The 24,619-nt window shown below is 37.9% G+C and carries 19 protein-coding genes, 2 tRNA genes, 2 rRNA genes and 3 other annotated features; of the genes, 14 read left to right on the forward strand and 9 right to left on the reverse strand.

The features are described from left to right. The first annotated feature begins 33 nt into the window (after positions 1-33). Entirely contained in the window at positions 34-2,721 is a 2,688-nt protein-coding gene (locus C1721_RS08490) for a 4-alpha-glucanotransferase (protein WP_102407968.1), read from the forward strand. A gap of 59 nt (positions 2,722-2,780) precedes the next feature. Here C1721_RS08490 and C1721_RS08495 read toward each other — a convergent pair whose 3' ends face one another. Further along, the gene (locus C1721_RS08495; RefSeq protein WP_102407969.1) at positions 2,781-3,161 is read right to left on the reverse strand and encodes a bactofilin family protein; all 381 of its coding nucleotides are present in this window, start codon (positions 3,159-3,161) and stop codon (positions 2,781-2,783) included. Between the two features lie 86 nt (positions 3,162-3,247). On the opposite strand from C1721_RS08495, the gene folB reads away from it, so the two are divergent. Genes folB through C1721_RS08515 form a run of 4 tightly spaced genes read left to right on the forward strand, consistent with a single transcriptional unit; the run spans position 3,248 to position 7,054 of the window. Beyond that, positions 3,248-3,607, forward strand: coding sequence for a dihydroneopterin aldolase (folB, locus tag C1721_RS08500; RefSeq protein ID WP_102407970.1), 360 nt, complete (start codon positions 3,248-3,250; stop codon positions 3,605-3,607). Positions 3,608-3,662: 55 nt separating this feature from the next. Further along, positions 3,663-5,099 (forward strand): monomeric [FeFe] hydrogenase, encoded by a 1,437-nt coding sequence (locus tag C1721_RS08505; RefSeq protein WP_102407971.1) that lies wholly within the window; start codon positions 3,663-3,665, stop codon positions 5,097-5,099. Between the two features lie 6 nt (positions 5,100-5,105). Next, complete coding sequence (locus tag C1721_RS08510) at positions 5,106-6,350, forward strand: PNGase F N-terminal domain-containing protein (RefSeq protein ID WP_199830402.1); 1,245 nt, start codon at positions 5,106-5,108, stop codon at positions 6,348-6,350. A 59-nt stretch (positions 6,351-6,409) separates the two neighbouring features. Then, positions 6,410-7,054 (forward strand): MarC family protein, encoded by a 645-nt coding sequence (locus tag C1721_RS08515; RefSeq protein ID WP_102407972.1) that lies wholly within the window; start codon positions 6,410-6,412, stop codon positions 7,052-7,054. Positions 7,055-7,085: 31 nt separating this feature from the next. On the opposite strand, the gene C1721_RS08520 is transcribed toward C1721_RS08515, so the two are convergent. Genes C1721_RS08520 through mtaB form a run of 3 tightly spaced genes read right to left on the reverse strand, consistent with a single transcriptional unit; the run spans position 7,086 to position 10,395 of the window. Continuing rightward, entirely contained in the window at positions 7,086-8,123 is a 1,038-nt protein-coding gene (locus C1721_RS08520; protein WP_102407973.1) for a glycosyltransferase family 2 protein, read from the reverse strand. Next, positions 8,120-9,052, reverse strand: a complete 933-nt coding sequence (locus C1721_RS08525; RefSeq protein WP_102407974.1) for a lysophospholipid acyltransferase family protein — start codon at positions 9,050-9,052, stop codon at positions 8,120-8,122. Before C1721_RS08525 ends, C1721_RS08520 begins: the two co-directional genes overlap by 4 nt. A 2-nt stretch (positions 9,053-9,054) precedes the next feature. Beyond that, positions 9,055-10,395, reverse strand: coding sequence for a tRNA (N(6)-L-threonylcarbamoyladenosine(37)-C(2))-methylthiotransferase MtaB (gene mtaB, locus C1721_RS08530; protein WP_102407975.1), 1,341 nt, complete (start codon positions 10,393-10,395; stop codon positions 9,055-9,057). A 270-nt stretch (positions 10,396-10,665) separates the two neighbouring features. On the opposite strand from mtaB, the gene C1721_RS08535 reads away from it, so the two are divergent. From C1721_RS08535 to rrf, 8 genes are all read left to right on the forward strand, one after another. Beyond that, complete coding sequence (locus tag C1721_RS08535) at positions 10,666-12,330, forward strand: AMP-binding protein (RefSeq protein ID WP_102407976.1); 1,665 nt, start codon at positions 10,666-10,668, stop codon at positions 12,328-12,330. Between the two features lie 157 nt (positions 12,331-12,487). Then, positions 12,488-12,703 (forward strand): PG1828 family lipoprotein, encoded by a 216-nt coding sequence (locus C1721_RS08540; RefSeq protein WP_102407977.1) that lies wholly within the window; start codon positions 12,488-12,490, stop codon positions 12,701-12,703. Between the two features lie 88 nt (positions 12,704-12,791). Then, on the forward strand, positions 12,792-14,849 hold the full coding sequence (locus C1721_RS08545; protein ID WP_102407978.1) for an outer membrane beta-barrel family protein: 2,058 nt from the start codon (positions 12,792-12,794) through the stop codon (positions 14,847-14,849). Positions 14,850-15,120: 271 nt separating this feature from the next. Further along, entirely contained in the window at positions 15,121-16,029 is a 909-nt protein-coding gene (locus tag C1721_RS08550; protein WP_102407979.1) for a DMT family transporter, read from the forward strand. Between the two features lie 469 nt (positions 16,030-16,498). Next, positions 16,499-18,025 (forward strand): 16S ribosomal RNA (locus C1721_RS08555). A gap of 174 nt (positions 18,026-18,199) precedes the next feature. Further along, positions 18,200-18,273: transfer RNA gene (locus C1721_RS08560), tRNA-Ile, on the forward strand. A gap of 92 nt (positions 18,274-18,365) precedes the next feature. Then, positions 18,366-18,439 (forward strand) — tRNA-Ala (locus C1721_RS08565). 70 nt (positions 18,440-18,509) lie between these two features. Further along, positions 18,510-18,655 (forward strand) — a sequence feature (23S ribosomal RNA rRNA prediction is too short). A 20-nt stretch (positions 18,656-18,675) separates the two neighbouring features. After that, positions 18,676-18,835 (forward strand) — a sequence feature (23S ribosomal RNA rRNA prediction is too short). A gap of 19 nt (positions 18,836-18,854) precedes the next feature. After that, positions 18,855-19,102, forward strand: a sequence feature (23S ribosomal RNA rRNA prediction is too short). A 99-nt stretch (positions 19,103-19,201) separates the two neighbouring features. Next, positions 19,202-19,312, forward strand: a 5S ribosomal RNA gene (gene rrf / locus C1721_RS08570). Positions 19,313-19,405: 93 nt separating this feature from the next. On the opposite strand, the gene cobC is transcribed toward rrf, so the two are convergent. The 5 genes from cobC to cbiB are packed head-to-tail and all read right to left on the reverse strand — an operon-like array spanning position 19,406 to position 23,218. Then, on the reverse strand, positions 19,406-19,936 hold the full coding sequence (gene cobC / locus C1721_RS08575; RefSeq protein ID WP_102409353.1) for an alpha-ribazole phosphatase: 531 nt from the start codon (positions 19,934-19,936) through the stop codon (positions 19,406-19,408). A 13-nt stretch (positions 19,937-19,949) separates the two neighbouring features. Next, a complete protein-coding gene (locus tag C1721_RS08580) occupies positions 19,950-20,696 on the reverse strand; it encodes an adenosylcobinamide-GDP ribazoletransferase (protein WP_102407980.1) in 747 nt (248 codons plus the stop codon). Between the two features lies 1 nt (position 20,697). Further along, the gene (gene cobT / locus C1721_RS08585; protein ID WP_102407981.1) at positions 20,698-21,738 is read right to left on the reverse strand and encodes a nicotinate-nucleotide--dimethylbenzimidazole phosphoribosyltransferase; all 1,041 of its coding nucleotides are present in this window, start codon (positions 21,736-21,738) and stop codon (positions 20,698-20,700) included. A 12-nt stretch (positions 21,739-21,750) separates the two neighbouring features. After that, positions 21,751-22,269 carry a bifunctional adenosylcobinamide kinase/adenosylcobinamide-phosphate guanylyltransferase gene (locus C1721_RS08590; protein WP_102407982.1) on the reverse strand — a complete coding sequence of 173 codons (519 nt, stop codon included), beginning with the start codon at positions 22,267-22,269 and terminating at the stop codon, positions 21,751-21,753. Position 22,270: 1 nt separating this feature from the next. Continuing rightward, positions 22,271-23,218, reverse strand: a complete 948-nt coding sequence (gene cbiB, locus C1721_RS08595) for an adenosylcobinamide-phosphate synthase CbiB (protein WP_102407983.1) — start codon at positions 23,216-23,218, stop codon at positions 22,271-22,273. Positions 23,219-23,374: 156 nt separating this feature from the next. Between cbiB and C1721_RS08600 the strand changes: the two genes are divergently transcribed. Continuing rightward, entirely contained in the window at positions 23,375-24,595 is a 1,221-nt protein-coding gene (locus C1721_RS08600; RefSeq protein WP_102407984.1) for an alkaline phosphatase family protein, read from the forward strand. Positions 24,596-24,619 lie beyond the last annotated feature (24 nt).

The raw sequence follows: 24,619 nt of genomic DNA on the forward strand, positions 1-24,619 counted from the left end.
ATATCTTCGCATCTAAACTAAATTTGAAACACCATGAAAGTAACCTTTAATATTAACTTTCATACTATTTGGGGGCAAAAATTGTATATTGTAGGTTCCATTCCTGAATTAGGTTCTTGGGAGCCTGCTTTAGCAATAAATATGGATTATGTGGGGGATGGAAATTGGCAATTAAAATTAGATATTCCTTCTGATCTGAAATCGATAGAGTACCGATATTTCTTGAGAGCAGGTGATAAACAAGTATTTGAAGAATGGGAAAAAAATCATCAAATAATCTTTGAAGATTGCGCGGTTAAATATATACTTTATGATTATTGGCAGATAAAACCTGATAATTTAGCATTCTATACTTCTGCATTTACAAAAAGTCTGTTTGCGCATCCATGTAATACACATGAGAGAGTTGTGAGAAGCGGTCGTAAATTAGTAATTAAAATTTCAGCGCCCCGAATAGACAAAAATCAAAGTGTGGCAATTACTGGAAATCAGGATTGTTTGTCTAACTGGAATTCGGATAAAGCTCAGATTTTAAGTTGTGATACATTTCCTGAATGGTATATTGAGTTAGACGCAAATGAGATAAAATATCCACTGGAATATAAGTTTTTGGCTTGGGATAATGATAAAAAGCAGCCTTTATACTGGGAATCTGGTGAAAATCGCGTGTTGAATTTGCCGGAACAGGAAATAGGAGAGACCGTTACAATATCAGGTTTATATTTTCGTGATAATTTGGAACCTTGGCGTTGTGCAGGAACAGTTATTCCTGTTTTTTCTTTACGTTCCGAACAAAGTTTTGGCATTGGTGATTTGGGCGATTTACGTATGTTGGTTGATTGGGTAAGGAAAACTCATCAACGAATAATCCAAGTATTACCAATGAATGATACAACGATGACACATTCTTGGAAAGACTCATATCCTTATAGTGCTATTTCTATTTATGCATTGCATCCAATGTATATCTGCTTGCCTTTATTAGGAGCATTAAACGATCAGGAAAAAACTTCGTTTTTTATAGAAAAGCAAAAAGAACTGAATGCGAAAGATTCTGTAGACTATGAGAATGTTGTTAAATATAAAATAGAATATTGCCGTACTTATTTTGAACAAGAAAAGAATAATATTGTACATAATGATGATTTTATTGAGTTTGTTGCACAAAATGACTCATGGTTAATGCCTTATGCGGCCTATTGTTATTTCCGAGATTTATATGTTACTTCAGATTTTACGAAATGGGAACAGGATGCTGTTTATAATAAATCTCGAATAAAACGTCTTTGTGCTAAAGACAGTGAGGCTTATCCTGAGATAGTGTTCTTTTATTTCTTGCAGTATGTGTTACATATTCAATTTAAGGCTGTGTCTGATTATGCCCGTAAGAATGGTATTGTTCTAAAAGGAGATTTGCCTATTGGAGTGAATCGTACCAGTATAGAAGCATGGACAGAACCACAATACTTTAATATGAATGGGCAGGCTGGTGCTCCGCCTGATAATTTCTCTGTTATAGGTCAGAACTGGTCATTTCCAACCTATAATTGGGATGTTATGGAAAGAGACGATTTTTCTTGGTGGAAAAAACGTTTTCATAAATTAAGTGATTATTTCGATTGTTTCCGCATTGACCACATATTAGGCTTTTTTCGTATATGGGAAATCCCTTTGAACTACATACAGGGGTTATGTGGGCATTTTAATCCGGCTCTCCCTTTGACAAAGTATGAGATAGAACAATGTGGTCTCCATTTTAATGAAGCCCGATTTACTACTCCCCATATTAATGATAAATATCTTTCGGAATTATTTGGCGATATTGCAATGGTTGTGAAAGATTCATATTTAGCTCAATCTTCGTCTCATCATTTTGTGTTGAAACCTTTTTGCAATACGCAATACAAGATTGCTCAATTGTTTGACGGAAAGACGGATGAAGTCTCAATGCGTGTTAAAAATGGATTATTTGCTATTGCAAATGAAGTGTTATTTTTGGAGGATCCTTTAGAAAAAGGGAAATTTCATCCTCGCATCTCGGCCAACCAATCTCGAATTTATCAAGAATTGAGTGAAGAAGACCGTTATGCTTTTGATCAATTGTATTGGGATTTCTTTTATCGTCGTCATAATGATTATTGGAAAGATCAGGCTTTTAAACGTTTGACTCCATTGGTCAATTGTACCGATATGCTTGTTTGTGGTGAAGATTTAGGAATGATACCGGACTCTGTACCTGATGTCATGAACAAGCTTCAAATATTTAGTTTGGAGATAGAACGTATGCCAAAGTCTCCATATAGAGAATTTACGGATTTATCTAATTTACCATATCATTCTGTTTGTACAACATCTACACATGATATGTCTCCGCTTCGTAGTTGGTGGAAAGAGAATACAGAAAAAACGCAACATTACTATAATGGTGTATTGCAACGTATAGGAATAGCTCCAAACGATTTAACAGGTGAATTAGCTGCACAGATTATCGCTAATCATTTAGCATCTCCTTCTATGCTTGCTATTATTCCTTTGCAGGACTGGTTTGCAATAGATGACAAAATTAAGCGGAAAGACATTGAAGCGGAGCGAATAAATGTTCCGTCTAATTCTTCTCATTACTGGTGTTATAGGATGCATATTACCCTGGAAAAGCTTTTACAAGCGGACGAATTGAATCAAAAGATTATTTCTTTAATTTCAAAATCAGGAAGAAAATAGAATAAAATAAAAAAGCAGGTGTGTATAGTCAACATCTGCTTTTTCTATTTTATTAGAATTTATTTGGAGGAAATGTGCTCCGTCTTTTCTGTGGACATAGAACATGCTCCATTGAATCTAGCATTAGGTTCTATTTCCAAGGTTTGCGCAAATATATCTCCTTTTATTACGGCTGAACCTTTTAATATTAGCTTAGCGTTTACTCGTATAGACCCTTCTACTTTTCCTAATATTTCCGCATTTGCCGAAATAATATTTCCTGTAACATTACCTTTGGGACCTACTACTATTTTCCCATTGCAATTAACATCCCCTTCCACTTTTCCATCAAGGCGGAAGTCTGTTTCGGTAATAATATTACCTTTTACTGTCGTCCCCGCAGCCAAGGTATTGTGTAATCCACCTCCTGCAGCTTCCTCTTTTTGTTTCATACCAATCATATCTACTTAATTGCTTTATGCAAATATAGGTTATTTTTTGCAGAAGGACTCATTTTTATATACATTTACATATTAAAATATGCGATATGATATCACAAATAGAACTGAGAGAGCTGAAATTCTATGCTTATCATGGTGTTTCTCCTCAAGAGCTAAAAGTTGGGAATACATTTATTGTTGATCTTACGTTGACTGTTTCATTAGAGAATGCTATAGTAAGTGACAATTTGCATGATACTGTTAATTATGCAGAAGTGTACGCTGTTGTTAAAAAACAAATGTCTATACCTTCCAAATTATTAGAACATGTAGCCGGACGTATTATGACTGCTTTAAAAGATAGGTTCCCTCAGCTATTGGGGATCGATTTAAAGCTTTCAAAATTAAATCCTCCTTTTGGTGGTGATATATATAGTGCCTCTATTATTCTTAAAGAAACTTTTTAGCTGAGTGATGATTTTTAACTACCTTTGCACTTTGAAAGCACAAATAAGATAGATTATGGCATTTACCAACAATGTAATGATTGTTCGTCATGGATTACTGGCGAAATTAGTAAAACTTTGGAAAGAAAATCGTCTTTTAGATGAAATAGATCGTTTACCGATTGAGTTATCTCCACGTAAATCTAAAATAAGGGGACGTTGTTGTGTTCATAAAGAACGTGCTGTATGGAAATATAAGACACTTCCTTTATTGGGTTTCGATATGCAAGATGAAGTGGACGAACTGACTCCTCTTTCAGAATATGCTAAACGAGCTTTACTGCGTTCTGAAAATAGAAAAGAAAACATAATGTGTGTTGTGGATGAGGCTTGTTCTTCTTGTGTATCTGTGAATTATGAAATAACAAACCTTTGTCGGGGATGTGTTGCACGTAGCTGCTATATGAATTGCCCCAAAGATGCTATTCGCTTCAAAAAAAACGGACAAGCTGAAATAGATCATGAAGCTTGTATCAGTTGTGGTAAATGTCATCAGAGTTGCCCTTATCACGCAATTGTTTATATCCCTATTCCATGTGAAGAAGTATGTCCGGTAAAAGCTATTAGTAAAGATGAATATGGAGTAGAACATATTGATGAATCTAAATGTATTTATTGTGGTAAATGCGTAAATTCCTGTCCTTTTGGCGCTATATTTGAAATATCTCAGGTGTTTGATATATTGCAACGTTTACGCAATGAAGAAGAAATGGTTGCAATAGTAGCACCTTCTATTCTTGCACAATTTAGTGCTCCGGTGGAAAAAGTATATGGAGCTATAAAATCTTTAGGATTTTCAGAAGTTGTTGAAGTTGCTCAAGGTGCAATGGAAACAACTCGCCATGAAGCAGAGGAACTGAAAGAAAAGCTTAAAGAAGGACAACCTTTTATGACAACAAGTTGTTGTCCTTCATACGTACAATTGGCCGAGAAGCATATCCCGGATTTAAAGAGGTATATCTCTTCTACGGGTTCACCTATGTATTATACAGCACGTATTGTAAAGAAGAAATATCCGGATGCTAAAATTGTTTTCATTGGTCCGTGTGTTGCAAAGCGTAAAGAGGTGAAAATGGATCCTTGTGTAGATTTTACATTAACGTTTGAAGAAATTGGCTCTATATTAACTGGATTTGATATAAAGTTAGAAGAAGTTCAGCCATTTTCTATTTTGTTTAATTCTGTACGTGAAGCTCATGGTTTCGCGCAGAGTGGAGGTGTAATAAACGCAGTCAAAGTATATTTGAAAGATGAAAGTGTAAATGCAGTACAAGTTTCTAATTTGACAAAAAAGAATGTTGCTCTTTTGCGCGCCTATGCTAAGACAGGTAAAGCTCCTGCTCAATTTATAGAGGTGATGGCTTGTGAAGGAGGTTGTGTTACAGGGCCTTGTACACATGCTGATAAAACAGCTGGTCAAAAACAACTTATCAAAGAACTTACTAAATTCTAAACATTAATGATTGTAAAGAAAATTGTATTAATGGTCTCTGTTTTGATGGCTTATATGTTAACCTCATGTGGACCGAAAGAATTACCTGCTATGGGTGATTATTCTCTATGCGTGTTTGATAATACCCCGATATGTTTTAATCCAGATAAATATCCCGGAGCTTATGATCCCGGATTGGATAGCATCTATCATTTAGTGAATGGACGTATTATATTAAAGAAAATAACATTACCCGACTATAAACGAAATGTGGATGTGAATTTACGCGTTACTATTGCTTCTAATGGAGATCGTTGGGACAAGTCTGGTTCTTGTTTTGTATTACCAAAAGCTTCAGGGGTAAATTTGTTAAATGTGGCTCGTGGAGAAAAACAATTTCCTACTGTGGATAGTACAAAATTAGAACAAATGCTAGGTATAGTTCCGGGGAATGATTATTTGCCAACGGTAGAACTGATGCGTTTTATGACTCCATTTGGTGTTGGTTATTACAGTAATCCAGACAATAGCTTAACTAAACATCGTAAACCTGTATATATAGATCATTGGGAGGATAGTGTAAGTTGGGTTCAAAATATTACAGATCTTTATCCTTTGCTGGAAGGTGGGGCTTATGTGGGAGTTTTTATTGATAGTTGGACAGCGGAAGGATATATAGTAAATATGACGATAGAAATTAAAGAATCTGATATTATTAATGATGCCCTTCCGAATAAACATGTTGAGCCGCTTATAAATACTGTGTATTATGTTGGGCAAGCTTATCCGGATATTTTTGCTCGTAAAGATGTCTCAATGGATTTTTATATTCCTGAAAATGCGAAAGATGTCCGCCTAAAATATATTGTAACGGGACATGGAGGCCATTCAGGAGGGGATGAGTTTGTTCAGAAGCGAAATATTGTATCAATAGATGGGAAGCCTGTATTAGACTTTATTCCTTGGCGTACCGATTGTGCTTCTTTCCGTCGTTTTAATCCGGCTACAGGCGTATGGTTACAGAAACGATTGGCTTCCTATATTACAGATAAAGGATACGCTGAGAAAGAGGTGGAAGAACCGATAGGATCTTCAGATTTTTCTCGTTCAAATTGGTGTCCGGGGACAGATGTAATTCCGGAAGAAATTGAATTGACTGATATTCAGCCGGGCAGGCACTCATTTACAGTAAGTATCCCTGATGCACAAGAGATGAAAGGAGACGAATTGAATCATTGGTTGGTTTCCGCTTATCTTATTTGGGAAGAATAATAAAGAGTCGGTGCTTCAATCTCAATAAGAGACCGATATACTAACTTAATATATTTTTTATGGAAACTCTGTTACCTTTTGCTCTATTATGTTTTACTTCATTTTTTACACTTACAAATCCGTTAGGAACAATGCCTGTTTTCTTGACTATGACGAATGGATTAAGTGATCAAGAGCGTCGGGCTATTGTAAAACGGGCAACGATTATATCGTTTATTACCTTAATGATTTTCACTTTCTCCGGTCAGTTTCTGTTTAAGTTTTTTGGTATCTCGACGAATGGTTTTCGTATAGCTGGAGGATTTATTATTTTTAAAATTGGCTACGATATGCTACAGGCTCGTTATTCAAATGCCAAATTGAAGGAAGAAGAAGTTAAGACTTATGCCGATGATATTTCAATTACACCGTTGGCCATACCTATGCTTTGTGGACCAGGAGCAATAGCTAATGGTATTATGTTGATGGATGATGCAAATACATATACCCTAAAAGGCATTTTGATAGGCATTATAGCTATCGTTTATTTCATAACTTTTCTAATTCTTCGTGCTTCTACCCGTTTGGTAAAAATGCTGGGTGAAACTGGTAATAATGTGATGATGCGTCTTATGGGACTTATCCTGATGGTAATAGCAGTGGAATGTTTTGTTAGTGGCATTCGGCCTATATTGACTGATATATTAAAACAAGCACTTTCTTAATATAAATATTCCGATCATCAATTGGAGGTTTTTAGTCTACCAATTGATGATATGTTTTCTTCCCTTTTAGATAAAATTGTAAGATAAGGCTTTGTTGCATCAGTTCGGGGATCTTTTTCAAAATTGTTTTTTTGAGATTCTCTTTACGAATGGATAAATATGAGTTCTTTAGTGAGAAAAATTCCTTACGTGCATCATAAACAGCCTTTGCATTTTTAGGATGTCCACTGAGTAGAAATTTAGTTGCAGCAATATAGTCCAGCCAGAAGCGAACACGCATAACATGCCTTATTTTATCTTCTGGTAAGTTTTTATATAGCATTAATAGATTATTGCGAAAGTTGAGAAATGTTTTCTGAGGACTTTCCATATTAAGGGTTGCTCCACCTACATGATACACTATTGATTGAGGAATACATACTAGACGGTACCCTCGGCAACGGAGACGCCAGCACATATCTACTTCTTCCTGATGAGCGAAAAATTGAGCATCAAGTCCGCCGACGTCCTTATACGTTTGAGTACGAACAAACAGGCAAGCACCTGTCGCCCATAAAATATCTGTAGTTGTGTCATATTGCCCCTGATCTTTTTCGATTATGTGTAATACGCGTCCTCGGCAAAAAGGGTAACCGTAAATATCTAAATAACCTCCGGCAGCTCCAGCATATTCAAAATATTCTTTGTTGCGTTGAGATCGAATTTTAGGTTGAGCGCAAGCTATTGAATTATCAGAGTCTAAAACCGTAATAAGAGCATCAAGCCAACCCGAAGTCACTTCTACATCACTGTTTAACAGTACTGTGTATTCGCTATCAATATGATTCAAGGCTTGATTATATCCTTCTGCAAATCCATAATTCGTGGTAAAAGGAATAATACGAACAGTTGGGAATTTGTCTTTCAATATTTCCAAAGAGTTGTCTGTGGAGCCATTATCTGCTACTACAATTTCAGCTATTTCAGCCGGGGTATAGGTTATGACGGAGGGAAGGAATTCCTCCAATAGTTTAGCTCCGTTCCAGTTGAGGATGACAACGGATATTCTTTTTGTGGTATTGTCTTTCATTCTTTTTCTGTCGTGTTATTTGTTTCTGATTCTGTAGATGATTGAGGTTTTTTGTGTTTGTATTTCCAGCGTTTGTGAGTCCATAACCAATAAGCCGGATTACGAAGAATACATTTTTCCATCAGTCGTGCATATTGTTCTGTGATCCAATATTCTGGAGTTAATTGCGGAGTCTTAGTTATTAAAACCATGTCAACTGTGTAATATCCTCTCTTTACTCGTTTTGTATCTAAAAAAATAACAGGTAAATTGAACTTTTGAGAAATTCGTTCAGGACCAGTTAGCATTGGGGTATCATGGTTTAAGAAATTTGTCCAGTAATGCAAATTCGCTTCACTTGGGGTCTGGTCAGCAAGAAAAATAATTAATGCCCGGGCTGACTTCTGCTTTAGTTTTACAATGTCACGTACAGCTTCTCTCTTTTTTATACCTAAAGAACCGAATCTTGTTCGCAGTTTAATGAACAACTTGTCTACTGCGACATTATTAAGTGGACGGTATATCTGGTAAAGTTTTACATTGTCAAAAAAGGATGATGCCCCCGAGAACCATTCCCAATTGCCATAATGTCCCATTAATAAAACAAAGCCGGTATACCCTTCTTTCAATAGCTGATCGACTACTTCCGGATTTCTTACACATGCTCTGCGTTGTAATTCTTCCAATGGTATATCAGCCAGTTTAATTGTCTCAATTATGTAATCGGCAAAATGGTGATAAAAGTCTTTTTCTATTTGAAGTAATTCTTTTTCTGATTTTTCAGGGAAAGAGTTTCTTATGTTCTGGCGTACTACTTTCAGGCGATATTTTACCACTTTATATATGATTATATAGAGCAAGTCGGCCAATATGTAAAGTATGCACAGTGGAAAAATGGCAATAATCCTGACCAATACGTAGATAATGATGTATAACAAACTAGTTAACATGGTTATTTATTTTGTTTATCAGTTTCTTCTGGGAACTGGCAAGTTAATGCTGTTTTATTCTTATTCCAATCTCCCAGTCTAACTTTTGTTGTTTTATTTATTAAAAAAGGATTGTATGGTATTTCTACCTTAATGTAATTTTCAGTAAAACCGTGCATCATTCCTTCTTTTCGGGTATGCTCAAATAAAACGTTTGCATCATTTCCAATATGAGACTCGTAAAATGCTTGCAGTTTGCTTTCTGACATATCCAATAATTTCTGGCTTCGAGTGTGTTTTGTTTTTGGATCTACTACATACTCTATTTTTAAAGCTTGGGTACCAGGACGTTCTGAATAGCTGAATACATGCAATTGGGAAATATCCAAGCTTTCAATAAAAGTACGTGCCTCCTCAAAATATTCATCAGTTTCTCCCCGGGTACCTACAATGACATCTACACCAATAAAGGCATGCGGCATCAATTTCTTGATCTTTTCTATTTTATGACGGAAAAGAGCAGTGTCATATCGGCGACGCATTAACTTTAGTACAGCATCACTTCCACTTTGCAAAGGAATATGAAAATGTGGAGCAAAACGTTTGCTGGATGCAACAAAATCTATTACTTCATCAGTAATAAGGTTGGGCTCAATGGATGAGATACGATAGCGGGTAATACCTTCAACTTCGTCTAATGCTTGGATTAGGCTTATAAATGTTTCTCCTGTACTTTTCCCAAAGTCACCTATGTTAACTCCTGTCAATACAATTTCTTTTCCCCCTTTACTGGCAACTTCTTTGGCCTGCTCAATCATACTGGCGATTGTCCCGTTGCGACTGCGTCCACGAGCGAACGGTATTGTACAGTAGGAACAATAATAATCGCATCCATCTTGAACTTTTAGAAAGTGCCGGGTGCGGTCATCTGCTGAGCAAGATGGTGAGAATGTTCGTATATCTTTTGATTGGGAAGCAACAATTGTTCCTTCTTCTTTTTTCGCTATATTATCCAGATATTGAAGAATTTCCAATTTTTGCTCAGCTCCTAATACAAGGTCAACTCCTTCAATGTGGGCAACTTCTTCTGGTTTGAGTTGGGCATAACAACCGGTTACCACTATAAATGCTCCTGGATGTTGTTTGTTAATACGACGGATTGCCTGTCTGCACTTTTTGTCTGCCAATTCCGTTACTGAACAGGTGTTGACAACGCAAATGTCTGCTTTTTCACCGGCGCGCACTTTACGTACTCCTTGTTCTGCTAAAACTTTTCCAATAGTTGAAGTTTCTGCAAAATTAAGTTTACATCCTAATGTATAATAAGCAGCTTTTTTATTATTGAATATAGATTGATCTATCATGCTCTATTTTGTTGAGATGCAAAAGTACAAAATATTCCCGACATACTCCTTGTCGTGAAGGCTTTACCAATACGTCAGTTGAGTTTTTTTCATTTCTTACTTGCTTATAAGCCGTTTAGATATTTTCTGTCGTTAAAAATAAAATGAGAGCAAAGAAGAGGCTCTCTGATAAGATATAACTTATTTGTGTAAACTTCTTAATAACTTGCAGATAGTTTGTGTATTTCTCTAAGAGTCTGTATTTTTGCACAAATTTCACAGATGTGTGCTATGATAAAAGAAAATTTCATCAAAATCTACGAAGAGAGTTTTAAAGAAAACTGGGCTTTGCCTGCTCTTACCGATTACAGTAAGAACATTTGTTTTACATTTGGCGATGTGGCAACGGAAATTGCCAGAATACATATTCTATTTGAAGAATGCCAGATTCGTCGTGGAGATAAAATTGCATTAATTGGTAAAGACTGCGCACGTTGGTGTATTGTTTATATGGCAGCGGTTACTTATGGTGCCATTATTGTTCCTATTTTACAAGATTTTAATCCGAATGATGTACATCATATTATTAATCACTCTGAATCGATATTCCTTTTTGTAAGTGATCGTATTTGGGACTCTTTGGAAGAAGATAAGATAGAAGAAGTGAGAGGTGTATTTTCTTTATCCGATTTTCGCTGTCTGCATCAACGTGATGGTGAATCTATTCAGAAATTAATGAAAGGGATGGATGAGAAAATGGCGGAAAAATATCCGAAAGGTTTTACAAAAGAAAATATTAAATATGCAGAACTGGACAATGATAAGGTTGTTTTGCTGAATTATACGTCCGGTACTACTGGATTCAGTAAAGGTGTTATGTTGACCGGCAATAATTTAGCAGGTAATGTAATGTATGCGAAAACGCTGGATTTGTTGTTTCGTGGTGATCGGGAACTATGCTTTCTCCCGTTGGCACATGCTTATAGTTGTGCATTTAATTTTTTAGTGCCTATGGCTGTTGGCGCCCATGTTTATTTATTGGGAAAAGTTCCTTCTCCAAAAATTCTTTTGAAGGCATTTGAAGAGGTAAAGCCGAATCTTATTCTTACAGTTCCGTTGATATTAGAGAAGATTTATAAGAAAATGATTCTTCCTCAATTAAGTAAAACAACGATGAAACTAGCTCTTAATATCCCATTATTGGATAACCGTATTTACTCACAAATTCGTAAACATTTGGTGGATGCAATGGGTGGACGGTTTCGTGAAGTGATAGTTGGAGGTGCGGCTATGAATCAGGAAGTAACGGATTTTTTGTATAAGATTAAGTTTCCGTTTACAATAGGATATGGAATGACGGAATGCGGACCTCTTATCAGTTATGATCATAATGATGAATATATACCAGGATCGTGTGGACAGGTGTTAAAAGGAATTATGCAGGTTCGTATAGATTCAGAAGATCCATATAATAAAGTAGGAGAAATACAGGTCCGGGGTGAAAATGTGATGAAAGGTTATTATAAAAATGATGAGGCTACAAGTAGTGTATTTACAGAGGATGGTTGGTTGAAGACTGGTGATTTGGGTACAATAGACCACGATAATCGTATTTATATACGGGGACGTAGTAAAACAATGATACTGGGAGCTAGTGGGCAAAATATTTATCCGGAAGAAATTGAATCAAAACTGAATAATCTTCCATTTGTTATGGAGAGTATCGTTATTGAGAAAAATGGAAAACTGATAGGGTTGGTTTATCCTGATTATGACACGGTCGATAGTACTGGTGTGTCTCATGAAGATTTGCCGCTTATTATGGAACAAAATCGGATGGAGCTGAATAAGTTGCTGGCTCCTTACGAAGCTGTATCCGAATTACAGCTTTATCCAATGGAATTTGAAAAAACGCCGAAAAAAAGTATTAAGAGATACTTATATAGTAATTATTAAAAAGAGTAATTATTCCTTATTTTCAACCTTTTGCCTAAGCGGTCGAAAATATTTTAAAAAAAAGATACTTATGTTGTACAACATATATGATTAATACATACATTTGCATCGTTTTATAACAAGAAGATATTATAGACCGTTTAAATTTTAAGACAAAATGAAAAAGTTAGTTGCATTTGCTGCTGTTATTGCAGCTGTTTCATTCACATCTTGTGGAAACAAATCTGCTGAGTCTACAGAAGAATCTGCTGTTGCTGAAACTGAAACTGTAGAAACAGAAGCTCCTGTTGTAGAAGAAGAAGCTGTTGCAGTTGAAGAAGAATCTGCTCCTGCCGACTCTACTGCTACTGTTGAAGCTGCACCTGCTGAATAATTTCAGTAAACAGTAAAGAAAAGGATAGTCTGTATGCGTGAACATACAGACTTTTTTTTTGTTTATAAACCTTCTATAATGATTGAGTATGAAAATAAGCTTACTCCTTGTTGCTGTCGTTTTGTTCTCACACCAAGCATTTTCACAAGTTCCTGTTGATACTGTTTTATTCATACAAAATATTGAAGTACAAGGAAGGCGTTTTGCAAGTATTAATGGCAGTGAAATAAGAAGACTGCAAGTTGAAGATAATTTGAGTAGTGTAACCGGAACTACAGCAGATGCTTTTCGCCAAATTCCATCGTTGATTACAGATATTGAAGGAGGTGTAACCTTGCGTGGTTCCAATAAACCTGTCATGTTGATTGATGGGATTCCGTATGGCTTATTGGAAGAATACAGCGGAGATGCATTGCTCCAATTGCCAGCTCTGTTTTTTAATAAAATAACACTAGATCAATTTCCTCCTGTTAATGTTGTGCCTGATGGGGATGTAGGCGTGATAAATTTATCTTCTTCAAAATTGGGTGGAACAAAGGACTCCCCATTAACTCTGACTTTAGGTGCCGGATGGAATGAACGCTATAATGCAGGAGCTATAATAAGTCTGAATCCTAAAAATTTCCATGTTACGGCCAAATATAATTATCGTCGGGAGTATCGAGAACGTAGTTTTAGTAAATCAACTACTACTTCTAAAAATCGCACAGAAATGAACAATAATGCTGCTGCCCGTCCGGACGTACATTTAGCTGATTTAAATGTAGGGTATGATTTGTCTCCACATGATATATTTACAGTTCACGGATTATATCATCTCATGGATTATAGCCGTTACGGACGTATTAATAATCAAGTGTTTAATTTACAAGGTGAGCAAATGAAGTATGTGATTCGTAATCGTTATAACGATCAGCGGCAGGAGGCTTATGCTGCTGAAACCCACTGGAATCATATTTTTTTAGAATGCTGTTCACTCTATGCAGTGTTTAACTATAATAACTTTACGTATAACGAAGATAATGATTTTAAAAATGAAAATCCGGAAAACGGAAAGATCATAGCGGAAGATAATCAATTTTTCAATCAGGAAAAGCATAATTATTATTGGAGTACCGGTTATAGTCGGATGCTTGCTGATAATTGGTCATTAAAGGTTGGGTATACAGGAAGAATAAAAAAAGAAAATTATAAAACTGAGGCAAATAATATAGTAAACGGAAATTGGATATCTAATGAGCAGAAAACTTACAATTATCAATTCCATCGTTATATTAACTTGTTGTATGCTTCTCTGGATAAGGATTGGGGTATGTTTAATGCCGGAATGGGTGTTCAAGCTGAGTTTAATAAACAAGAAATGGATAGAGATAATAACTTCCGTTTTCATCTATATCCTCGTGCCCGTTTTGTATATCTGATGAATAAAAATAATAAGTTGGTTTTAAGTTATCAACAACGTGTAATACGCCCTACAGGGGCTAATTTGAGTTCTTTTATTGATAACAGTGATGTTACTCATGTGTTACAAGGTAATCCTGACTTGAAAGACGAATTTATTCATACTTTGGACTTCGGTTATCAATTTACATCTTCTTGTTTTCGTTTGTTTCCTTCTCTATATTACCGGAATCGGACAAACCGGATTATGGAAATAGCTTTTCAGGAAGGAGAAGAGACAATTTGGAGAAAAGAAAATATGGGCCATAGTCAAACAGTTGGTCTGGATCTGTCTGCAAATTGGAGCCCTTTCAGAATTTTATCAGCCGGACTGGCTGGTGATATATATCGTGATGAAATAGATGGTCGGTTCATAGGATATGAAAATGTGAAAAAATCGCTTGTCTGTTGGGATATAAAGGGTAACGTAAATGTAAATATAACCTCAACGACAGAATTGCAAATTGATGGCTTTTATGTTTCCGATCAACTTACTCCACAAGGAAAAGTAAAAAGTCATTATAGTATAAATGCTGGTTTATCTCAGTATTTAATGAACCGAAAATTTCGAGCAAACCTTAGTATTAACAATATATTTGATAGTTTGGAAGAAAAAACTATTATAGATATGGGAAGTTTACAAATGGTACAAAAACGAAACCGAGATGCTCGTGTTGCATGGTTGATCTTAACGTATTATATATGAGTATTGTTGATATCTGCTTTTGTAAATTAGTGATTATTCAATAATCCAGATAGCAAGATAACCGTATAAAAAAGAATCATCGGGATGATATTACAAAATCATCCCGATGATTCTTTTTTATACGGTCAAAATATTTAACCTTGCCATTTTCGATTTATTTTTGTCGGAATATTGAATTTATGTTATTCATACCTTTTTTGTAAAACAAGTTGTGTTAATGATATATAGATGTTAAATCATATATCTTTACGCTGAAAAATCAATGATTCGAATGAATATAACAAAAAAACTTTGGATATATCATGTAATGGCCATTGTAACTGTGGTTGTATGGGGAACGACATTTGTATCTACAAAAATATTACTTACTTATGGACTGTCTCCGATGGAGATTTTGTTATATCGTTTTTCATTGGCTTATATTGGAATATGGTTTTTTTCTCCTCGTGAAATTTTGTCTAGAAATTTTAAAGATGAACTATTGTTTGTTGCTGCCGGTTTATGTGGTGGCTCTTTGTATTTTGTTTCTGAAAATACAGCATTAGGAATTACTTTAGCATCAAATGTGTCATTGATTATATGTACGTCTCCTATTCTAACTGCATTCTTGTCTTTTCTTTTTTATAAAAAGGAAAAACTGCAAAGTAAGTTGGTCTGGGGTTCTTTAATGGCATTTGCAGGTGTTGCTCTTGTGGTTTTTAATGGTAGTTTTATCCTCAAAATAAATCCTATAGGAGATATGCTTACTGTAATTGCTGCTTTGATGTGGGCTTTTTACGGTTTTATACTGAAACGTTTGGATTCTCATTATCCGGTTTTGTTTATTACTCGTAAAGTTTTCTTTTATGGTATTCTAACGCTGCTTCCGATGTTTTGGTTTAAACCTATTAAAACTGAATGGATGGTATTGACTCAACCTGTAGTTTTCTTGAATTTGTTATTTTTAGGCTTAATAGCCTCTATGCTTTGTTATATAATGTGGAATACTACAGTTAAACAATTAGGAGTGATACGCGCAACTAATTATATTTATATAGTACCATTGGTTACATTATTAACATCGGCTATTGTAATAGATGAAACTATTACGATGATTGGATTATTAGGCTCTGTTCTTATTTTGAATGGTGTATATGTCGCAGAAAGAGGTGTGAATGCTTTTAAATTTTTATCGCGGTGAAAAGATAGGTTTGGAGGAACTAATGAAAGATTTTTTTCTTATGTAACATATGGATTGATTGGATATTAAAGGGTGTCACCAGTTTTTATATGAAAAATAACAGTCAAAATATTTGGAGTATATGTTTAAGAACACTACTTTTGTCCCCGCATTCAAGCGAGAGGGCATTAAATTTAAGTATTAGAAGGAAATGTTTTCCGGGTATCGGGTCACTGAGGTTAGAAGTATCTAAGCAATATGTCGGTTTGTGCGGTGGAAAACAGGTATAAAAACTTTCCACAAAATTTTGTTCATAAAATTTGCGTGAAAGAAAAAAGTCCTTACCTTTGCACTCGCTTTTCAAACGAAAGCAAACAACGTTCTTTGAAAAATTTACATACAACTAAAAAGTAGTACAAGTATTAAAAAATTAATACCGTCAATACTTACAATAAACAAGGTTATTCTGAGCAGAGATAAAAACAATTTAACAACGAAGAGTTTGATCCTGGCTCAGGATGAACGCTAGCGACAGGCTTAACACATGCAAGTCGAGGGGCAGCGAGGTGTAGCAATACACTGTCGGCGACCGGCGCACGGGTGAGTAACGCGTATGCAACTTACCTATCAGAGTAGGATAGCCCGGCGAAAGTCGGATTAATACTGCATAAAACAGGGGCTCCGCATGGAGATATTTGTTAAAGATTCATCGCTGATAGATAGGCATGCGTTCCATTAGGCAGTTGGCGGGGTAACGGCCCACCAAACCGACGATGGATAGGGGTTCTGAGAGGAAGGTCCCCCACATTGGTACTGAGACACGGACCAAACTCCTACGGGAGGCAGCAGTGAGGAATATTGGTCAATGGGCGAAAGCCTGAACCAGCCAAGTCGCGTGAAGGATGAAGGTTCTATGGATTGTAAACTTCTTTTATAGGGGAATAAAGTGCGGGACGTGTCCTGTTTTGTATGTACCCTACGAATAAGCATCGGCTAACTCCGTGCCAGCAGCCGCGGTAATACGGAGGATGCGAGCGTTATCCGGATTTATTGGGTTTAAAGGGTGCGTAGGTGGATAGATAAGTCAGCGGTGAAAGTTTGTGGCTCAACCATAAAATTGCCGTTGAAACTGTTTATCTTGAGTATGTTTGAGGTATGCGGAATGCGTGGTGTAGCGGTGAAATGCATAGATATCACGCAGAACTCCGATTGCGAAGGCAGCATACTAAACCATCACTGACACTGAAGCACGAAAGCGTGGGTATCAAACAGGATTAGATACCCTGGTAGTCCACGCAGTAAACGATGATTACTAGGAGTTTGCGATATACAGTAAGCTCTACAGCGAAAGCGTTAAGTAATCCACCTGGGGAGTACGCCGGCAACGGTGAAACTCAAAGGAATTGACGGGGGCCCGCACAAGCGGAGGAACATGTGGTTTAATTCGATGATACGCGAGGAACCTTACCCGGGTTTGAACGCATTTGGACCGGAGTGGAAACATTCTTTCTAGCAATAGCCATTTGCGAGGTGCTGCATGGTTGTCGTCAGCTCGTGCCGTGAGGTGTCGGCTTAAGTGCCATAACGAGCGCAACCCTAATCACTAGTTACTAACACATCAAGGTGAGGACTCTAGTGAGACTGCCAGCGTAAGCTGTGAGGAAGGTTGGGATGACGTCAAATCAGCACGGCCCTTACATCCGGGGCGACACACGTGTTACAATGGCGTGGACAAAGAGCAGCCACCTGGCGACAGGGCGCTAATCTCCAAACCACGTCTCAGTTCGGATCGGAGTCTGCAACTCGACTCCGTGAAGCTGGATTCGCTAGTAATCGCGCATCAGCCATGGCGCGGTGAATACGTTCCCGGGCCTTGTACACACCGCCCGTCAAGCCATGGGAGCCGGGGGTACCTGAAGTCCGTAACCGCAAGGATCGGCCTAGGGTAAAACTGGTGACTGGGGCTAAGTCGTAACAAGGTAGCCGTACCGGAAGGTGCGGCTGGAACACCTCCTTTCTGGAGCACAGAATTACCGAGTATAGTAACGAAGGTATTAACTTCCTTACTTGTGCTGCTTTAGTTGTAATGTATTTATATATGATCTTAAAACTGGACAACCCAGTAGAGAAAACAGAAGCTTCGACGCGGTATCCCCGCGGAAAGAAAGTTTCAGGAAGAAAAAGATAAGCCAGTCCTATAGCTCAGTTGGTTAGAGCGCTACACTGATAATGTAGAGGTCGGCAGTTCAACTCTGCCTGGGACTACACTCCGGGAGAAGTAGTAAAAGTAGTCAGGAAGTTAAAGTAGATAAGTCTACTAACTACTAACTACCAACTACTATCTACCAAACCAAGAGGGGGGATTAGCTCAGCTGGCTAGAGCATCTGCCTTGCACGCAGAGGGTCAACGGTTCGAATCCGTTATTCTCCACAACACTCAGTAATGAGAAAAGATCTTTGACATGATGGACAGAATCAATAAAGTAAAGAAGTAGAGCGAACTTACAGAGATATCATCCCGACACGNGGTAACCGGTCGTAGAGTGTAATGGCATAAGGGTGCTTGACTGAGAGACCGACAAGTCGATCAGGTAGGAAACTAGAGCATAGTGATCCGGTGGTTCCGTATGGAAGGGCCATCGCTCAAAGGATAAAAGGTACTCCGGGGATAACAGGCTGATCATTCCCAAGAGCTCATATCGACGGAATGGTTTGGCACCTCGATGTCGGCTCGTCACATCCTGGGGCTGGAGAAGGTCCCAAGGGTTGGGCTGTTCGCCCATTAAAGTGGCACGCGAGCTGGGTTCAGAACGTCGTGAGACAGTTCGGTCTCTATCTATCGTGGGCGCAGGATATTTGAGGGGTTCTGACACTAGTACGAGAGGACCGTGTTGGACAGACCACTGGTTTACCGGTTGTACCGCCAGGTGCACTGCCGGGTATCTAAGTCTGGATTGGATAAGTGCTGAAAGCATCTAAGTACGAAGCCAGCCTCAAGATGAGATATCCCTGAAGGGTCGTTGTAGACTACGACGTAGATAGGCTACAGGTGTAAGTGCAGTAATGTGTGAGCCGAGTAGTACTAATCGCCCGAGACTTTCAGAAGGGAAAGTGGGATGATAGTTTTGTAGGAAAGGAGTTTTACTGAAAAGACTTTATTGATAGTCCAGAGTGTTTAAGAAATAAAAGATATTAAGGTGGTTATAGCACGAGGGATCCACCTCTTCCCATACCGAACAGAGAAGTTAAGCCTCGTCACGCCGATGGTACTGCGTAAAAGTGGAAGAGTAGGTAGCCGCCGTTTTTAAGGCTGAGACAGAGATCAGCCGAAGAAAAGAAGGAATCAATCGAAAGGTTGGTTCCTTTTTTTATTTATGCGATAATAGGAAGAGATATCTTAAAAAGTAAGTTTTATAATCTCTCCATAACTCGGAATATTTTTGAAAGCATCTGTTATATCATATTCTCCTGCGTAAACTCTTGCACAGGTTAATACGCCTCCATGAGCAAAGACACATACACGCTCCAGTCCGCTCTCCTTTAGTTCTTCAATAAATGCAGATACGCGTATATATTGGTCTTTAAAAGATTCTCCGCTAGGAATACGGACGTTTAGCCAATCATTGAACCAGTTTTGTGAACGTGGATCAGTAGAAATGTCTTCCCATGATTTCATTTCCCATTCGCCAAAATTCAATTCTTTCACCCTCTCATCTCGTTCCGCATCCGGATAACCACAATAGTCTGCTAATTTAACACATCTACTAAGTGGACTACACCAAACCTTATCAAAGGAAATATTTTGCAGATTGTTTTTTACGATCTCCGCTTCTGTCTGGAAAGAAGAACGGAGTGGAACATCTGTTTGCCCATATGCATATCCTGCCGGAACATCAACAGAAGTATGTCTTATGAAATAAATCTCCATAGTAGATAGTTCTTTATATATTATATATAACAACGACTCCTAAATAAAAGCTCAATTCACAAAGTAAAAAAGTGGCCCCACAACAATCGCCTGTATAACCTTGTATTTTCTTGTTCATAAGAGAAGTGAGTAAGTACCAGGTAATGATTGGAAATATTGCCGCAAATAAATAAGTAGGAGCGGGTAGCCAGAAAAGAGGAAGCAGGCTGCATGTTATACATAATGCACATTCCGTTCCGGACATCCGGCTGTAAATTGTTTTATTTTTAGCTTCCTCTTCTTTTCTTGCATAAGGTAAGCGATTTATTATCATGCTGGAGACTCCTTTGGAATAAGGATCTCCTGCTAAAATAGCACATCCCGCCAGTTCAATAGGCAAGCTGGACAGTAATGCATAATACAATCCAAAGTAAAATATAAGTCCTATTACTCCATAGCTGCCAATAAATGAATCTTTCATGATTGCCAGGATACGTTCCCTGTTTGTCCCTCCTCCAAAACCATCAAAAAAATCGGCTAACCCATCTTCATGGAGACATCCTGTAATAAGAAGGCGGGAAACCATAGCCAGTAAAACGGCTATACTTGCAGAAAACAGTAAAGAACTGGCATATAGAACAAGTACGGATATTCCTGCCGTAAACCACCCGACCAATGCCCAGTAAGTTACTATGTTCTTGAAATACTGGGCCGGAACTTCTGCCAGTTTCCAAAAAGGCAGGCGGGTGAAAAATATGAATGCTGCTAAACCCCGTAACATACTAAAAATATTTGGTGATAGCTTCTTGTTCAAAAGTATGCATTTCGTTGATCATCCGGATAGCCGAGTCAACTATCGGGTAAGCACATACGGCACCTGTTCCTTCTCCAAGACGCAGACCAAGGTTCAGTAATGGGTTTGCTCCCAGAATATCCAGTACGCGTTTATGCCCGGCTTCATCCCCACAATGTCCGAATATACAGTATGGGAGTATTTCAGGATATAAACGAGAAGCAACCAATACGCAATTCGTCATTATAAATCCATCTATCAGGATAATCATTTTCAATTCGGCCGCACGTAACATTCCTCCTACGGCCATTACCATTTCATACCCTCCGAAGTAACGCATAATGTCTAAAGTACTGCCGTCTCCTCTGTAGTTGTCCAGAGAGGCTTTCAATACATTATACTTATGTTTTATGCCTTCCGAGTTAAGTCCGCTTCCGGCACCGACACAATCTATTAGCGGAATTTTGGTCAGGCAGGTCATCCACATACTGGATGCAGACGTATTACCTATTCCCATTTCACCGAAACTTATAATATTGCAGCCTTCTTTGTAACAATCAGTCACAACATCCGCTCCATATTGCAAGGCCAATTCCATCTCTTCCTGAGTCATTGCTGCTTCATGAAGGAAATTTCGCGTACCGTTTTTTCTGATTTTCTTATTAATAAGCTCAGGGATAGTTGGAAATTCAAAATCCACGCCACCGTCTACAATCTTTATTTCGAATCCGTGTTGCCGTGCCAGATAGCATATACCGGCTCCTCCATTCAGAAAATTATAGACCACTTGCCTAGTTACTTCTTTGGGAGATTGGCTTACTCCTTCATCTGCTATACCGTGGTCGGATGCGTAAATTACATTTATAGGATGTGAAAGAGTTGGATTTAAAGTCTGTTGAATAAGACCTATTTGAATGGCTAACTCTTCTAATCTACCCAATGAACCTTTGGGTTTAGTGAGGCTGTTTATTTTCTCTTCTAATGCAGGAGCAAGAGCATTGTCCGGTTTTTCAATATGGAATGTTATCATTGCTATATATACTTAGTTACTACTTTTAATTTTTACAGGTATACCGCTAACCATCATTACAACTTCATCGGCTTTAGATGCAATATACTGGTTTAACCAACCTTGTAAATCTGTAAATTTTCGTTGCAATTCATCTGCCGATACCTCTCCCATACCCAGTTCGTTTGTTACGAAGATAAAGTAGGCATTTTGCAGGATCAGCTTGTCAAATTCATTTTTGGCTTCGGTCAGAGAAAGTTCAACATCACTCTTATTATCGAAAAAGAAGTTAGTTCCCCATAATGTTACACAGTCTATTACAACGACTCTACCTTCCAGATTATGCTTGCTTAATTGCTTTTCCTCTTCTATATTGGTCCATTCCGGGCCTCGTTCGCGTTGGTGTCTTTCAACCCTTTTACGGTATTCATCATCCCATATCCTGGAAGTAGCAAGATATACCGGATTGCCTGATAAAGATAAAGCAAGCCGTTGCGCATATCCGCTTTTACCGGAGCGTTGTCCGCCAGTTACCAATATAATGTGTCTCATCCTATATAAATAATAAAATAATTGTAACGATAATACCTGTTATTAATTCCACATTGCTGTTTATCCGGATGGCCAGTAACATGTCTTCTGTCGTGAAAGAACGTTCATTTGTCCCAATATACGGCTTTTCCACAGGTTTGCCAAAGTAGTCATGAGTTCCTCCGAAACGACAATTCAGTATAGCGGCTAGAGCTGCTTCCGGATAACCGGAATTCGGACTGGCATGCATTGGCCCATATTGCCGTACAAAACTTCTTTTATCCCAATTGCCGGAAACGGCAAGCATTAAGCAGGCAGTTAAGCGTGCCGGTATATAATTAGCCACGTCATCCAGCTTTGCGGCAGCACATCCAAATTCCCGATAACGCTCGTTCTTGTATCCTATCATAGAATCCAGCGTATTCACCATCTTATAAGCCAGCATTCCAGGCAATCCTAAAATAGCAAACCAGAACATGGGAGCAATTACACCATCACTCAGATTTTCAGCTAATGTCTCTAATGCGGCAGCCCTTATCTCCTGTGGAGAAAGATTTGTTGTGTCGCGTCCAACAATACGGCTTACTTGCCTTCTGCCTTCTTCCGTACTTCTGTCAACAGCTTCAAATACGGCTTTTACTTCACGGATAAGAGTTTTTCCTGCCAGGCAATAAAAGACGCCAATACCGGTAAAGATAGTATAAATAGAGGAATCTATTCGATTTGCTAATTGAAGTATCGCTTCACAGACGTAGAAAGTTATTACAATAAGCGTGATGGAGAAAAGGCTTCCTTTCAGGAAACGGTTATTTCCTTTATTCAGTGATTTTTCACCTGTTGAAATAATCTTGCCAAAGACAATGACCGGATGAAACCATCCTTCCGGATCTCCCAATAAACGGTCTGCCAACCATCCACTGAGAAAAGGTATTGCTTTAGACGTATTAATCGCTTGAGTTATCCAATACATGTTCTTTTGTTATGGTGGTACAAACTTACATAAACATATCCGATCTTCAATTACTCTTACCGGAAAATTAAATTGTGCGTTAAAACTGTACAAGAATCCGGATGTTTTCTTACTTTAGCAACCTATTTGCTATTTACTTTAAATCTAAATAATATTATGAAGTACATCTATTGTCTTTTACTATTGGTTTTATCCTGTTTGAATGTGGATGCCAAGACAAAGAAAGCTGTTTATATAATTGTTGATGGAATTCCTGCAGATCAGATAGAACGTTTGCATACTCCGGCTATTTTCGATATTGCGTCACATGGTGCTTACAGTCGTGCTTATACAGGTGGAGAAGTAGGCGCATATTCTGAAACTCCTACTATTTCGGCAATAGGTTATACCAATTTGCTAACATCTACCTGGCTGAACAAGCATAACGTAGGAGGAAATGATAACCTGAAACCTAATTATAATTATTGGACTATCTTCCGGATAGCAAAAGAACAGGCCAAAGATTATAAAACGGCTGTTTATTCGAGTTGGACGGATAACCGGACAGTTTTGATAGGGGAGGGCAAACCTGAAACGAATCATCTTAAAATAGATTATGTTGCTGATGGTTACGAATTGGATACTACCCGCTTCCCACAAGAACCTAAAGATTTGCATATATATAAGATAGACGAATTAGTATCTGAAAAAGCCGCCAAAGGCATCCGTGAAGATGCTCCCGACTTGAGTTGGGTATATTTATGGTATACAGATGATGCCGGACATTTGGAAGGTAATGGCGCCTATTTTGATGACTATGTGTATAAAGCGGACAAACAGATCGCTCGTGTTTGGGAAGCAGTAAAGTACAGGGAAGCTAACTTTGACGAAGAATGGATGATTGTTGTTACTACTGATCATGGAAGGGAAGAGAACGGACATGGTCATGGAAAACAATCGGAAAGGGAACGTACCACCTGGATAGCAACTAATATTGCGGTCAATGAGCATTTCAATCCTCCGTATTTATCTATAACGGACATCGCTCCTTCTATTTGCCGTTTTATGGAGTTTGAAATCCCTCAAGCAATAAGATGGGAACAGGATGGTATGCCATTTACAGGCAAGGTTGATATTTATGATCTGCGTACTTTACCTTATGATAATACAGTGTTGCTTACGTGGAAATGCTATTCGGAAGAAGCTCCGGTAACAATTTACGCTGCTTCTACAAATACATTTAAAGAAGGTAAAGAGGACAAATGGATTAAAATTGCTACGGTTTCGTCCGGACAAAAAGAATATACGGTGGATTTATCCATGCTGCCGGCTTCCGGTTTTTATAAATTTGTATTGGTTACTCCTAATACTAATTTGAACCGCTGGGTAATAAAGTGATACTTTTCTTTGGAAGTTTTGTGA

It is taken from the genome of Parabacteroides bouchesdurhonensis (assembly GCF_900186615.1).
Classification (GTDB): Bacteria; Bacteroidota; Bacteroidia; order Bacteroidales; family Tannerellaceae; genus Parabacteroides; species Parabacteroides bouchesdurhonensis.

Excerpts from the sequence above, each read along its gene's own strand:
- C1721_RS08490 (WP_102407968.1), top strand. The coding sequence starts at position 34 with ATGAAAGTAACCTTTAATATTAACTTTCATACTATTTGGGGGCAAAAA.
- C1721_RS08495 (WP_102407969.1), bottom strand. The coding sequence starts at position 3,161 with ATGATTGGTATGAAACAAAAAGAGGAAGCTGCAGGAGGTGGATTACAC.
- folB (WP_102407970.1), top strand. The coding sequence starts at position 3,248 with ATGATATCACAAATAGAACTGAGAGAGCTGAAATTCTATGCTTATCAT.
- C1721_RS08505 (WP_102407971.1), top strand. The coding sequence starts at position 3,663 with ATGGCATTTACCAACAATGTAATGATTGTTCGTCATGGATTACTGGCG.
- C1721_RS08510 (WP_199830402.1), top strand. The coding sequence starts at position 5,106 with ATGATTGTAAAGAAAATTGTATTAATGGTCTCTGTTTTGATGGCTTAT.
- C1721_RS08515 (WP_102407972.1), top strand. The coding sequence starts at position 6,410 with ATGGAAACTCTGTTACCTTTTGCTCTATTATGTTTTACTTCATTTTTT.
- C1721_RS08520 (WP_102407973.1), bottom strand. The coding sequence starts at position 8,123 with ATGAAAGACAATACCACAAAAAGAATATCCGTTGTCATCCTCAACTGG.
- C1721_RS08525 (WP_102407974.1), bottom strand. The coding sequence starts at position 9,052 with ATGTTAACTAGTTTGTTATACATCATTATCTACGTATTGGTCAGGATT.
- mtaB (WP_102407975.1), bottom strand. The coding sequence starts at position 10,395 with ATGATAGATCAATCTATATTCAATAATAAAAAAGCTGCTTATTATACA.
- C1721_RS08535 (WP_102407976.1), top strand. The coding sequence starts at position 10,666 with ATGATAAAAGAAAATTTCATCAAAATCTACGAAGAGAGTTTTAAAGAA.
- C1721_RS08540 (WP_102407977.1), top strand. The coding sequence starts at position 12,488 with ATGAAAAAGTTAGTTGCATTTGCTGCTGTTATTGCAGCTGTTTCATTC.
- C1721_RS08545 (WP_102407978.1), top strand. The coding sequence starts at position 12,792 with ATGAAAATAAGCTTACTCCTTGTTGCTGTCGTTTTGTTCTCACACCAA.
- C1721_RS08550 (WP_102407979.1), top strand. The coding sequence starts at position 15,121 with ATGAATATAACAAAAAAACTTTGGATATATCATGTAATGGCCATTGTA.
- cobC (WP_102409353.1), bottom strand. The coding sequence starts at position 19,936 with ATGGAGATTTATTTCATAAGACATACTTCTGTTGATGTTCCGGCAGGA.
- C1721_RS08580 (WP_102407980.1), bottom strand. The coding sequence starts at position 20,696 with ATGTTACGGGGTTTAGCAGCATTCATATTTTTCACCCGCCTGCCTTTT.
- cobT (WP_102407981.1), bottom strand. The coding sequence starts at position 21,738 with ATGATAACATTCCATATTGAAAAACCGGACAATGCTCTTGCTCCTGCA.
- C1721_RS08590 (WP_102407982.1), bottom strand. The coding sequence starts at position 22,269 with ATGAGACACATTATATTGGTAACTGGCGGACAACGCTCCGGTAAAAGC.
- cbiB (WP_102407983.1), bottom strand. The coding sequence starts at position 23,218 with ATGTATTGGATAACTCAAGCGATTAATACGTCTAAAGCAATACCTTTT.
- C1721_RS08600 (WP_102407984.1), top strand. The coding sequence starts at position 23,375 with ATGAAGTACATCTATTGTCTTTTACTATTGGTTTTATCCTGTTTGAAT.